The 13,673-nt window shown below is 39.0% G+C and carries 11 protein-coding genes; 7 read left to right on the forward strand and 4 right to left on the reverse strand.

Features of this window, described 5'->3' with window-relative positions; all coding sequences use genetic code 11:
- Both AC1DVB_RS21045 and AC1DVB_RS21050 read left to right on the forward strand, forming a co-directional pair.
- The coding region (locus AC1DVB_RS21045; protein ID WP_477590783.1) for a Ger(x)C family spore germination protein at window positions 1-905 on the forward strand (905 nt) is incomplete at its 5' end.
- Window positions 906-1,101: 196 nt separating this feature from the next.
- A complete protein-coding gene (locus AC1DVB_RS21050) occupies window positions 1,102-1,653 on the forward strand; it encodes a RidA family protein (protein WP_477590785.1) in 552 nt (183 codons plus the stop codon).
- Window positions 1,654-1,971: 318 nt separating this feature from the next.
- Here AC1DVB_RS21050 and cysI read toward each other — a convergent pair whose 3' ends face one another.
- The gene (gene cysI / locus AC1DVB_RS21055; protein WP_454861239.1) at window positions 1,972-3,690 is read right to left on the reverse strand and encodes an assimilatory sulfite reductase (NADPH) hemoprotein subunit; all 1,719 of its coding nucleotides are present in this window, start codon (window positions 3,688-3,690) and stop codon (window positions 1,972-1,974) included.
- Window positions 3,691-3,716: 26 nt separating this feature from the next.
- The gene (locus AC1DVB_RS21060) at window positions 3,717-5,534 is read right to left on the reverse strand and encodes an assimilatory sulfite reductase (NADPH) flavoprotein subunit (protein WP_477590787.1); all 1,818 of its coding nucleotides are present in this window, start codon (window positions 5,532-5,534) and stop codon (window positions 3,717-3,719) included.
- Between the two features lie 315 nt (window positions 5,535-5,849).
- Here AC1DVB_RS21060 and AC1DVB_RS21065 point away from each other — a divergent pair, with 315 nt between their 5' ends.
- The gene (locus tag AC1DVB_RS21065; RefSeq protein WP_262868825.1) at window positions 5,850-6,758 is read left to right on the forward strand and encodes a LysR family transcriptional regulator; all 909 of its coding nucleotides are present in this window, start codon (window positions 5,850-5,852) and stop codon (window positions 6,756-6,758) included.
- A gap of 212 nt (window positions 6,759-6,970) precedes the next feature.
- Entirely contained in the window at window positions 6,971-7,285 is a 315-nt protein-coding gene (locus tag AC1DVB_RS21070; protein ID WP_278089389.1) for an iron-sulfur cluster biosynthesis family protein, read from the forward strand.
- 234 nt (window positions 7,286-7,519) lie between these two features.
- Here AC1DVB_RS21070 and sigH read toward each other — a convergent pair whose 3' ends face one another.
- A complete protein-coding gene (gene sigH / locus AC1DVB_RS21075) occupies window positions 7,520-8,170 on the reverse strand; it encodes an RNA polymerase sporulation sigma factor SigH (RefSeq protein WP_063576344.1) in 651 nt (216 codons plus the stop codon).
- Between the two features lie 608 nt (window positions 8,171-8,778).
- Window positions 8,779-9,282 carry a DinB family protein gene (locus AC1DVB_RS21080; protein ID WP_095678370.1) on the reverse strand — a complete coding sequence of 168 codons (504 nt, stop codon included), beginning with the start codon at window positions 9,280-9,282 and terminating at the stop codon, window positions 8,779-8,781.
- Between the two features lie 422 nt (window positions 9,283-9,704).
- Between AC1DVB_RS21080 and AC1DVB_RS21085 the strand changes: the two genes are divergently transcribed.
- The 3 genes from AC1DVB_RS21085 to AC1DVB_RS21095 all read left to right on the forward strand — a co-directional run.
- Window positions 9,705-10,586 (forward strand): MerR family transcriptional regulator, encoded by an 882-nt coding sequence (locus AC1DVB_RS21085; RefSeq protein ID WP_463502821.1) that lies wholly within the window; start codon window positions 9,705-9,707, stop codon window positions 10,584-10,586.
- Window positions 10,587-11,085: 499 nt separating this feature from the next.
- Window positions 11,086-12,429: an APC family permease gene (locus AC1DVB_RS21090; protein WP_477590791.1), complete on the forward strand. Its 1,344-nt coding sequence runs from the start codon at window positions 11,086-11,088 to the stop codon at window positions 12,427-12,429.
- Window positions 12,430-12,459: 30 nt separating this feature from the next.
- A partial coding sequence (locus AC1DVB_RS21095) for an amidohydrolase (RefSeq protein WP_477590793.1) occupies window positions 12,460-13,673 on the forward strand: 1,214 nt, incomplete at its 3' end.

Raw genomic sequence — 13,673 nt, forward strand, 5'->3', positions numbered from 1 at the left:
TCTTAACTGGAACATCGACAACAACAAGTGATGTCCAGGCTACCGTATCCAAAAAAGCGGATAAGCCAGTAATGCTTGGACAGACACGCATCATTTTATTTAGCGAGAAAATGGTTCGTGAAATCGGAATGACAGAACTGACCGATTATCTCTACCGTGAGCCGCAACTTGGAAACAGGGTACTTTTGGCCATCGTTGAAGGAAAGGTCAAGGATGTAATAAATACGAAACCACCAAATACGAATGTGAATATTGGAATCTTTTTATCGGATTTGATTAATCAACAGAATGAAACAGGAAACGGACCGGATACTAACCTCCATCTTTTTTTAGGAAACGCTCTAGAAACTGGCGGCGATTCGTATCTTCCTTTAATTAAATTAATTAATAATGAAGTTGCTGTTTCAGGAGTCGCCCTATTTCATGAAAATAAAATGGTCACGAAAGTTCGAACCGATGATATGTTMATTTTCAAGACATTAGTTCAACATCATAGGCGGGGAATATACAAATTCAAATTAAAAGACAAGAAAAAAAGCGATATCGTTGTAGAAAGCATCCGAAGCGGTTCAAGTTATGAGGTATCCAAATCAGAGAGTAGTCCCTCCATCACGATTAAACTCAAAATTAAAGGACAAATCAAGGAATCCATGCGAAGTGAGAATCTTACAAATAGAAAGATGATAAAAAAAATCGAACAGGCAATGGAAGATGATTTAACCAAGCAAGCAAACCGTCTTATTAAAGATTTTCAGAAAAAATCCCTTGACCCGATTGGCTTAAAGGAAAAATACCACGGCAAAAATAAACAACTGACCTATGAACGATGGAAAATGATTTATCCGGTGATGGACATTAATGTAGAAACTACAGTTAACATCATCCAAACTGGGGTCTCTGAATGATGAATTGTCGAGAGGCCATTTAGAAATCTTCATCAGATCGGAAAAACTACATTCATATTAAATTGCTGGTGAACAGCTCAATTATCTAACTGCATGGCTGGCAGATGCTTTTGAAACAGCAAGAATTGTGGTTAGCCGGATAAATGAATCTGATTATCTACCTATCGTCGTTACATAAATAACTGGAGCTGACTATATGAATACACCTATGAAATCGATCACCGCTGCCTCAGTATTAAGTATATGTTTAATCACAGGATTCTCTTTTGCATACGCAGGTAACGAAAAAGATGAATTGAAATCGGATAAAGTGACCTTCTTTGGGTCCCCAACTTCTGCGATTTCTAGTTCAGTTGCTGTGCCTCAAAGTTATAACCGGTTATTGTTTAGCGGAACAGTTGCACCTCTTTTAAACAAGGATGGAAAAACCACTTATGAGAGATATGGCAATACAGAAAAGCAGGCAATCGGAATCTTAGAGAAATTAAAAGCAGATTTGAAAACAAAAGGACTTTCCCTCGCTGATGTAACTTATCTGCGTGTGTATGTCGCGCCAGATCCAAACAAAGGAAATACACCAGACTATCAAGGTTGGTTCGATGCTTACGCTCTTTTCTTTAATACAAAGGAAAATCCAGTGAAAACAGCCCGTTCCACTGTAGGGGTGCAAAGTCTGGTTTCGCCGGATTATCTCATTGAGATTGAAGCAGAAGTAGCCTATAAAAATAACARCAAGGCAAATAAATAGACGATAGATGAGTATGGTCATGATTCAACATATCGATGTTCCAGCCATTCTGGAAAGCCTTTGAATACCAAAAGAGACAGGAAATTATTCCTGTCTCACAGACTGTACATTTGAACGTTGATTGGAACGTAGGGCACTCGCTTTCCTCAGGCGGGTCCGCCCTCGGCGCCCTTGCGCCTGCGGGGTCTCCCCTGGACTCGCTTTTCCCGCAAGAGTCCCGTACCTTCCGTTCCATCAACTTTGTTTTAAAATACAGATAGAACCCCTTTTGTCTACAAAAAGAGACAGGAAGTCATTCCTGTCTCTCATTTGTTTTAATCAATCATGAAAATTCGTTCCATCCGTCACTTCTTTAATAATGCCAGCATTAATGACGAAGTCGCCAAAATGCTCTCCTTGCTGACGTTCTTTTGCATAACGGGAAAGAAGTACACGTAACTCTTTTAATATCTCTTCTTCACCAATGTTTTCGCGGTACATTTTACTTAATCGGCTTCCGTCGAAAGCAGCACCGAGATACATATTATATTTACCAGGTGCCTTACCGATAAAGCCAATTTCACCGAGTGCGTGCCGGGCACAGCCGTTCGGGCAACCAGTCATGCGTATCGTGATTTCTTCATTCCTCAAGCCGTTTTCATCAACGATGGCCTCGATTTTATCAATCAGAACCGGCAAATAACGCTCTGCTTCGGCCATTGCCAACCCGCATGTCGGAAGCGCCACGCATGCAATCGAGCTGCGTCTGAGCGCAGAATGATGTGCACCATCCGTCAAACCGTATGTTTCAAGCAATTCTATGATTTTTTTCTTTTTCTGGATTGACACTTCTGCAATGATCAGGTTTTGATTGGCAGTCAATCGGAAATCACCCGTATGGATCTTTGCGATTTCGCGCAAACCGGTCATCAGCTTGTAATCATTGATATCGGCAATTCGGCCACCCTCGACAAATAGTGTAAAATGCCATTTACCCTGCATGCCTTTTACCCATCCATAGCGGTCGCCATTATTATCAAAATGGTAAGTTCTCGCTTCCTCCAGCTTCCATCCTAGACGATTTTCCAGTTCAGCTTTTACCGGTTCAAGCCCAAGCCTGTCTACCGTATACTTGAACCGGGCATTTTTCCGTACGGACCGGTTTCCGTAATCACGCTGAATCGTAATGATTTTTTCAGCCACATCCAGTATTTTGTCTGGCTGGCAAAAGCCGATTACCTTGGCTAGTTGAGGATATGTCGCCTTGTCACCATGGGTCATTCCCATACCGCCGCCGATCGCCACATTAAAGCCAACAAGTTTTCCATTTTCAACAATTGCTATGAAGCCAAGATCCTGGGAGTAGACATCAATGTCATTGGATGGCGGGACCGCAATGCCTATTTTAAACTTCCTTGGCAAATAAAGCTTTCCGTACATTGGTTCGACTTCCTCCAATTCCGGAGTAGCGACAACTTTTTCTTCATCCAGCCAGATTTCATGGTACGCCCTTGTACGCGGCAATAGATAATCACTCAATTTTTTCGACCATTCAAATACTTCGGAATGGATTTCGGATTGAAATGGAATCGAATTGCACATTACGTTTCGGTTTACATCTCCACATGCAGCGATTGTATCCAACATGGAAGCATGGATTTCCTTAATGGTTTTTTTCATATTCCATTTTAAAATACCATGCATTTGAAACGTCTGCCTTGTTGTCAATTTCAAGGTTCCGTTACCGTATTTCTGGGCAAGGTCATCCATAACAAGCCATTGAGAAGGCTGTGCAACCCCGCCGGCCATGCGAACACGCAACATAAATTGATAGGCAGGCTCCAGTTTTTGTTTTTGACGCTCATTACGCAGATCCCGATCGTCCTGCAAATAGCTGCCGTGATGTTTCATCAGTCGATTGTCATCATCCGGAATACCGGCGCTAATCCGATCCTGCATCACTTTTCCAAGTGTACCTCGCAAATAATCGCTTCTTTCTTTAATTTGCTCAACATCACTTGGCGGGCCTGCTGGTGCTTTCAATAGTGGGTTCACCATGTTGTAATCTCCTTTTCTTCTAAATTTCAATACACATCACGTTGATAGCGTTTATTCTGTTGCATATCTTCTAGATAAGCTTGCGCATCAGCATGGCTCATATTGCCTTCTTTTTCAATGATCTCAATAAGCGTATTATGGACATCATGTGCCATGTTTTTCTCGTCACCGCAAATGTATACAGCTGCTCCTTTTTGAAGCCATTCGTATAATTCCCCGCTTTGCTCGCGCATCCGGTCTTGAACATACACTTTTTCATCCGTATCGCGGGAAAAGGCCACATCCATTTTCGTAAGTACACCTGTTTTCAACCACTTTTGCCATTCAGTTTGATAAAGGAAATCCGTCACGAAATGCTGATCTCCGAAAAAGAGCCACGTTTTCCCTTTCGCTTCCGATTCTTCGCGATCCTGGATAAAGGATCTAAACGGGGCAATGCCCGTTCCCGGTCCAACCATGATAATTGGCGTATCTGGGTTCTTTGGCTGCTTAAAGTTCTGGTTATGCTGAATGTAAATGGGCAGCAAGTCCCCTGGCTGTAATCTGTCCGCACATAAAATCGAGCAGACTCCTTTTCTTTCCCGACCATGACTTTCATACCTGACAGCTCCGATTGTCAAATGCACTTCATCCGGATAGGCGGACAAACTACTCGCAATGGAATACAGACGGGCTGGCATTTTCCGAAGTATCGATACAAACTCTTGCGCCGATTCACCCCATGAACCAAAATCACGGACAAAATCAAGCAAATCACGGCCTTCTCGATATTCTTTCAATCTTTCTTCATTACCAGGCTTTAAAAGCTCCTTTAAATCCTCATTACCAGAAAGCTGTGCCGCTTGTTCAATGAACGATTTGGTCAATACCGTTATTTCAAAGTCGGAGATGAGCGATTCCCTAAGCTGACGAAGTTCCCCCTGCTTATTGACCTTCACGGTTTCTTCAGGATCCCAATCCAGTTCCATAAGAAGCATATCCACTAAATCCGAATCGTTTTTCGGATAAATGCCAAGGCTGTCACCAGGTTCGAATGTAAGGCCTGAGCCTTCAAGAGATAACTCAAGATGATGAGTTTCTTTATTGGAGCCACGTCCGTTCAAATTTATGTTTTCCAACACTTCCGCTTTAAACGGATTCGTTCTCGAATAAGAAGTTTTTTCACCTACAGAAGCTTTTGCTTTGGGAACTGCAGCAGCAGAACTGACTTGCCCTTCACTTAAACTGGAAATGACTCCTTCCAGCCATTCGGAAGCAGGCTCATCATAATCAAGGTCACAGTCCATTCGCGGAAATAATCGTGTCCCCCCAAGTTCCTCCAAGCGTTTATCGAATTGTTTTCCGGTTTCACAGAAAAACTCATATGAGCTGTCCCCAAGCGCCAATACCGAATAGCGGAGACCCTCAAGGCTTGGTGCCCTCCTGCCATGAAGATACTCATGGAAAGACAATGTATTATCCGGCGGATCACCTTCTCCATGCGTGCTAACGGCAATCAGAAGATTTTCGATTTTTTTCAAATTGTTGACTTTAAAGTCACTCATGGATGAAATGGTAACCTGAAAGCCATTACCCTCAAGCTTACTCGCCGCATTTTCTGCCAGCCCTTGAGCATTGCCCGTCTGTGAACCATACAGGATGGTCACTTCTTTTGATATTGTCTTCCCGCCGCTTTGAGCTTCCAATACCGGGGCGTCGGCTGAACTTGTGTTCGAAACTGACAAAGATGCAGTCAGATAACCGCTCAACCAAATTTTTTGTGTTTCGGTCAAGCTTGGCAGCAGGCTGTTAAGGAGCTCTGCTTGCTCTTGATTAAAGGGACTGTTACTTACCTGAAGTTGCACGATTTCCACCTCACAAAGGGATATTAACTTATCTTAGTTGATTATTATGTATAACGAGTGGGTTTAAATATTATTTCGATCCATAAATTCATTAACTCGTTTACTCCTATAGACCAAGTCGGTTTTAACTGCAAAAAAAATGAAAAATACAGTTATATAGGGTTCATAGCACGCAACAAAGGACAATAGCTTTCCCAGCCTATACTCTTCCTAAAATAAGTTTCTCATTAAAACTTTACTGGAAGGTACATCATTAGTAAAATATATATAATTTATTATAACTATTAAGAATATTAATAATAAGGAGAAATTTCTATGTACTATGATGCTCTAAAAACATTTGTGACCCTTGTGGAAGTCAAGAATTTTACAAAAACAGCAGAAATTCTTCTTATGTCTCAACCAAGTGTTAGTTTACATATTAAAAAATTAGAAGAAGAGTTCCAAACCAAATTATTCCTCCGTTCTCCTAAATTTTTGAAAGTCACCTTAACGGGAGAAATTCTTTACGACCGGGCGAAGCAAATGATCACAATCTATGAACAGACCAGACAAGACATACAGGAACACGATAGGTCCATAAAGGGCGAATTAAAGATAGGTGCAAGTTTTACAATAGGAGAGTATATCCTTCCTTCTTTACTCATCGACCTTCAAGAGGAATATCCTGAACTTGAACTTCAAGTGATAATTGGGAACACGGAAGAAATCGTTCAAGCCGTTCGGCTATACAAAGTGGATATTGGTTTAATCGAAGGTCAAACTAATGAAAAAGAACTTTCAGTTCACCCATTCATGCAAGATGAGCTATTCATTGTGTCTTCTAACAATCATGAACTTGCTAATAAAGACGATGTGGAGATTACTGATTTACATGACCAAGCATGGGTAACGAGGGAAGTTGGATCTGGCACACGAGAATACCTTAACCATGTCATACGTTCAAATGGTTTGAAAATTAAATCGATACTCACGATAAGCAGCAATCAAGGAATTAAAGAAACACTTATAAAAAACGGCTCAGGGCTGGCCCTGCTTTCCCGAAGTGTCATCGAAAGGGATGTACAAAATAAAATCCTTTCTATCATTCAGGTAAAAGATGAATCCTTTAACAGGACACTTTCTTACGTCTATTCCCCAATTATGAAAGATAAAAAAAATGTAAAGACTTTTATAACTGAATTAAACAAAAAGTGGCCCATGAAAACAAAGCCGATAGGATGATCATTGCAAAGAAAGCTATTCCAAAAATGGAGTTACAGACACATGGTGTTTGAACTTATTTGTGTTTTTATTAAACAACATAAGCCTGATGACCGGAAATATCGGCTTTATTATATTTAATAAACATTCTTATGTACATTAACTTATAAACAATTGGGTATACGAATGAATAGAGGATTGTATAGATAAAAAATAATATGGGAGCGGGTTTCATGGATATTGAGATTAAAGAAGCAGCGATTGAACAACTATTAAAAATGAATTATAAAGAGAATGAAGGGGTTCGTATCGAGGCCATTTATGTTGGGAGCTGTTCGATTTATGTTGAACACGAATTGAAAATTGATAATAAGAACGAAGATGATGAGAGATTCATAATTAATGGGGTCCCCATCTTAATATCAAGTGAGTCTAAAAAGCATCTTCCAGATAAAGTCTTCCTTAACTACAGTGATGGACTTGGATACAAATTATATTCAGACGATGAAACATTGAGGTATAATCTCCAATTGAAGAGAGTGAATTAAAAAAATGAACATAGTAAAAAGCCCATGTGTTTCAGTTGGGCTTTTTTTGGTTATACTCAGAGAAATTTTTATCGGCATGATAACTAGAGGGATTTTATTTCCCATAGGATAGCACTGCACTAACTGCTCCATTACCAGGAAAATGCTTTAATAAGCACTTTTATCTATTCTATTAATTGTTTCAATGTTATTTTACAAATTAATAAAGACCGAAAGTTTAAAGAATGATTGTTATTATTCTTCCACTCTCCTGGACTCGAGGTGCCGCTCCAGCTTCCTTTTTACCCGCTGAAGTGCATTATCGATCGTCTTTTTTTGAACATTCAGTTCCTTTGATATTTCTAAATAAGTTTTTCCTTCCAGGTACAAGTCCACAACACTGCTTTCCAACTCACTAAGGACTTCGGTTAAAATTAGCTCAATATCACAAATTTCTTCTGATTTTATTAAGATCGTGACTGGGTCATTTTGTCTCTGTTCAGGGATTAGATCAATTAGACCCTGTTCCGACTCCCCTTGCTGGATAGGCATATACAATGAAACATAATTATTTAAGGGAGAATGCTTTTGGCGAATAGCCGCTTTAACGGCCGTTATGATTTGTCTTGTAATGCACAGTTCCGCAAATGATCTGAAAGACGCCTTTTTGCAATTTTTGTAGTCTCGAATGGCCTTATATAGCCCAATCATCCCTTCCTGAAAGACGTCTTCCTTTTCTCCACCCGTTAAAAAATACTTCAATGCATTTGATTGAACGACACATCTGTATTTATTGATTAAAAAGTCCAGTGCATCCTCATCACCATTATGGATTTTCCCTACCAACATTGCATCTTCCATATGAGTATAGTTTTCCATTTGTTTCTTCTCGATGATTACACTCATTTATTTTCCCCCACTCACTTAATTGAGCCCCGATATAAAGACTGCATTATTACTTCAATGTAATAAAGTGCATTCAATATTATAATATCTCAGAAATGACGATAATGATATTCGCAAATAACGACATTTTTCAACAAAATCCAGTTATTTATAACTATAAACTTTCAGTCAGCTTTAATTGATTTGGTAAAGATTTTTTCATTATAGTCGTTTTGTTTAACTCCTGATCATTGATGATATAGTTGTGCCGGTGGTTGTGGTAATTATGGCGGGGGTTCAGCATATGGCGGCTTACAAATAGCATGATTAAAATAATAATCTTAAAGAACTATTCTGCACTAATGATTTAATAGAGCCTAACCAAAAGGAGAAGAACGAATCTATCCTACCTTCATTAGCTTTAGATGGAAAAATAAGGGTTGCATTTAAAACATCGTCGCTAATAAATTTGCTGATTTCATTTAAACCCTTCTTTCGCAAAATAAAAAAGCACCCTTCAAAGGATGCTAAAACATATTATTAACTCAGTCATTAAATGAAGTACTGGATTTAATTATTCGCCAATGCCCCGGTATGTAGAAGATCCTAACTTAAGCATTCATAAGTCCTTAAAGCGGTGGATTTTCCACACCTAAATGAATCCAATCTTCTTTTGGCGGTCCATAAACCCCAGAAGGTTTAATTCCTGCTTGACGCATCAGAACCGTAACTTGTCCGCGATGATGAACAATATGCTTGATTAGCCCCATAAGGATGGAAGCATTTGTTTCCTGTCTTCCGAACGCTTCTTGTATTTGTCCCAGGGATTCGTCTGTCCATTGTTGTTCAATAATTTTGGCTGCATGAGAACTTACATTTTTAAAAGTGATGGCAATTTCGCGGGCTGAAGTTGGAACGTTTTCCGAACTTTCTATCCGGTCTATCTTTAACCCGAAATGAGCTAGATAATCTGGAATATTCGTCGTGAAATGCCACACAATTCTTCCTAAAGTGCGACCTTCAGGATAAACTTGTTGTTCTAAGGATTCATCAGTCAAACTATCCAAGACATTTTGAGTGAGTATGGCTTCTTTATTCCATTCTTTAATAAAATCTGAAATTGAAATATACATATAATACCTCCCCCTATTTCGATTGATAATTACTTAAAGTACATTATAAAACATATGTTCCCTCATTACAAATTCCTCATTAAACATGCAATAAATAATATCCATTCTAATTAGAAAACCATTGCTTTTGCTTTGTACTGGACGCCTGGAAGTTTCGGTTACAAGTTTTCAAGAAAAACTGTTGAACCTCTTCTGCATTTTGATCATTTAAGTCCAAAAAGGTATACCCATTTCAAGAGCTGAAATGGTTAACCCCGATTAAATCGAATACTGGACGTGTAAGTTTGTGACTGCAATTTTATGAATGCGGTGCTTTACAAATATTCGTGCCACTAGCTATACACAACAGGAATCGCTACTTTATAATAGGGGGAAATCATGTTATTAATATATATAATTCAGTATTGGTTAGGAGAAAAGCCATGCAAAATAAGCTTAGTATAGGAGAAATGGCGAAGTTGCGAGGTGTAACCGTAGATACGTTGCGCCATTACGATAAAATTGGATTGCTAAAGCCTTTTCATATTGACCCCGAAACTGGCTATCGTTATTACTCCATTTCCCAGTATGAAGTTCTCGGAACGATCAAAGAGTTAAGGAGCATCGGGTTTTCCTTAGAAGAAATCAAGCAGTTTCTTACGGATCGCAATGTCAAAAAGTCGGTTCAATCACTTCAAAAATCAATGGCTAATATACAGGAAGAAATTAAGAAATTGCAAGGTATCCATAATATTTTGATGACACGATTATACAATATTGAACATTTCACAAACAGTTACAGCAATTCGGATATCGTGATAAAACAATTTGAAGAACGGGAATACATCCAGCTAGACAGATCGGTAGCTTGGACGGATACAGAAAATCTTTATTTTGGATATTTGGAGCTCGAAAACAAGATTGGTGGAATCATCCCTGCTTTGGCCAGCAATAAATTTGGAGATTTCATCAAGAAAGAGTATTTTGATGAAATTCGTCAATCATCTGACTTTTCCGCTAACCTAAGTGACTATCAATCTCAATCATTCATTCTTGTTCAGGGTGAGGAGTCAGAGCAACCTACCAAAAAAATTGAAAAAGGGCTATTTTTATGTTCCTATTATGGAGGACTTACAAGCGAGAAAATGCTAACCCAGCTAAAAAAGCTACTCCATTATTGTGATACTCATGACTATATTATTACCGGTGACGCCTTTCGAATTATGCAGGTTGACGTTTCTCTGACCGATCAATATGATGAAGCTTATTATGAAATACAAATTCCGATTCAAGAAAAAGTAATAAGTGAACAGCCTTCGAAATGAAAACATTATCATTTCGAAGGCTGTTTTTTTGTATCGCAACTGTTTACTCTCGTGTTAGACGAGACTTTATAATGGATTTATACATAATGAATGGAGTGATGCATTCCTAAATGAAAACAGCAAACCATTATTTTGAAAAATCATTTTGTTCTAAGGAGTGATACCTTTTATTAAAAAGTGTGACATCAAAAAGACAAGGCCATGTTGTTCCTTGCATTATGCTACTCTTCTTTACCAACTCCTCTGTGCGGCCGATTGGAGGACAGGCAATTATGAAAAAATTGTTAAAAGCATTCAGTCAGAGCTCAAATTGTATCCGTTCACAAGTAGTTACTATTTTTATTGGTTCTCCTTAAATGAATCCAGACAAATAGCCTTTCCATTGACTGAATTCACGGAATTTTAAATTAAATAACCCGAATAATCCGCTTATTCACTATGTGCACATTAATGAATGTGTACGATCGTTAGTAAAAAAATTCGCAAGGAGGATTGATTAATGGAAAATACGAATTCACCAACTCTTAAACGTACCCTTACTTTGAAGTATGTCGTCTTTTTCGGCTTGGCTTTCATGGCTCCAAAAACGTTTTTCTCAACATATGGGGTTGCTGTAGACAGTACCAGCGGGATGATGCCAACGGCTTATGCCATTGCTTTAGTTGTCATGTTATTTACAGCTTATAGCTATGCCCAATTAGTGAAAGCGTTCCCAAAAGCGGGAGCAGCATATACGTTTACGCAAAAATCTATAAGTCCACATATAGGGTTTATCGTTGGTTGGACAATCATCATTGATTATATATTTAGCCCGATGATCAGCGCCCTAATCGTCGGTATTTCATTGAAAGCTTATTTTCCATCCATTCCGATGTTTGTTTGGATCATTTTATTTATTGTGATTATTACTGCTGTCAACATCCTTGGCATTAAATTAGCAGCGAAACTTAATACGTATATGCTTTTCTTGCAATTTTTATTGTTTGTACTATTTTTTATTTTGTCCATTAAAGGTCTTCTTGAAGGAAAAGGAACAGGGACATTATTTTCCACCGTTCCCTTTTATGATCCTGAAATTAGTGCACCGGCTCTCCTATCTGTTATCCCAATTCTTTGTTTTAGCTTTTTAGGCTTTGATGCAGTAACTACTCTTTCAGAGGAGACGAAGGATCCTACGAGAACATTGCCAAAAGCGATCTATTTTATAACGATGATTGGCGGATTTTTATTTATCACAAGTTCTTATTTTGCACAACTAATTTTTCCGGAGTTCCATTCTTTCACTAACCCTGAATCAGCCTATTTAGAGATCGCGATGTATATAGGCGGAAACATTTTTGTGAGCTTCTTTGTGGCAGTGGGGCTAACTTCCACCACAGCTTCAGCCGTGGCATCGGGAACGAGCGCCTCTCGTATTTTGTATGCGATGGGAAGGGAAAATGTATTGCCGAAAAAAATCTTCGGCTATCTATCACCGAAATACCGGACACCTGTGTTCAATATTTTACTCATTGGCGGGATTGCATTAAGCGCTCTTTTCTTAAATCTAACAACAGCTGTATCTCTTATTAGTTTTGGTGCGTTATTTGCCTTTTTCTTTGTGAATCTTTCGGTTGTTTCTTACTATTTTTTCCAAAAGAAACAGAGCTCTTTTAAAGGAACGATTCAATATTTGATTATCCCGCTTACTGGTGCAGCACTAATTGGATTGTTTTTCATAAATCTAGATAAACATTCACTAATACTAGGTGGAACTTGGCTTCTTATCGGATTTATTTATCTATTAAACTTAACGAAAATGTTTAGGCAGCCGCCTCCTGAGCTTGCCTATGAGGAAGCTTGATAATAGAGCTATAAAAGAAGGGAATGATTGATGATGAGTCAACAAGTAGCTGACGTAATTATATCAAGTAATACTGTATTTACAGGTCTTTCCGACCAACCTGAACCTGCCTCCATTGCAATTAAGGACAACAAAATTGTTGCGATTGGTACTGAGGAAGAAATTAAACACTGCGCAGGTGAGCACACGAAAATCTATCAGTTTAAAGACCAATTAATTATGCCGGGATTCMATGATTTCCACCTTCATATCATGCAAGGTGCCGTTGCCCTCAATAGTGTCAATCTGTTCGCCGCTCGCTCAGAAGATGAAGCGCTGGAAATGATTGGTGAATTCGCCGAATCAATACCGGAAAATCAATGGGTAATCGGATTTACTTGGGATGCAGGTTATTGGGATACACAACAAYTACCGACTCGCCATTCATTGGATCATATTCTTCCAGACCGTCCGGCACTCATGTTTCACGCTGAAGGCCATTATGCATGGGTGAATACGAAAGCTTTGGAGATTGCTAATATTACTCGTCATTCGGAAAATCCTTTCTATGGCATTATAGGAAAAGATGAAAATGGCGAACCCAATGGTATTTTATATGAAAAAGCAATGGATGCGGTTATCCGCCATGCCTTTAATTTTTCAAATTCACAAAAAAATGAAATCTTCTCCAATTTCTTGGCACATGCAGCAAGCTTAGGAGTGACTGCTGTCAATGACTTACATGGTTTAAAGACAATAGAATCACTAGATGTTTTCAAAGAATTCGAAGACAACGGTAAATTAACAACGCGGATTCATTTATGGCCTGCATTAAATGGCGATCTTGGGCACTTCAAACAATTGCGAGAGACATATCAATCGGATAAACTCCGTGTGTCGGGACTGAAACAATTTATCGATGGTGTCATTACCGCCCGTACAGCTTATCTACTTGAGCCTTATGCGGATCAACCAGAAACACGCGGTGAGACGTCTTTCCCTCCTGAAACGATCAAAAAATGGGTCGTTGCTGCAGATAAAGAGGGCTTCAGCATTCGTTTTCATGCGATTGGAGATGGAGCAATCCGTCTTGCCTTAGATGCCTATGAGGAAGCGCAAAAGACAAATGGTAAACGAGATTCRCGACATTCCGTTGAACACATTGAAGTTATTCATCCAGATGATATTCATCGTTTTAGTGAGCTGGGTGTTACGGTCTCAATGCAGCCAGATCACTTAGCGATGTCTGAAAGAGGTGTTTACAC

This window comes from Peribacillus sp. P4_D6 (assembly GCF_056401795.1).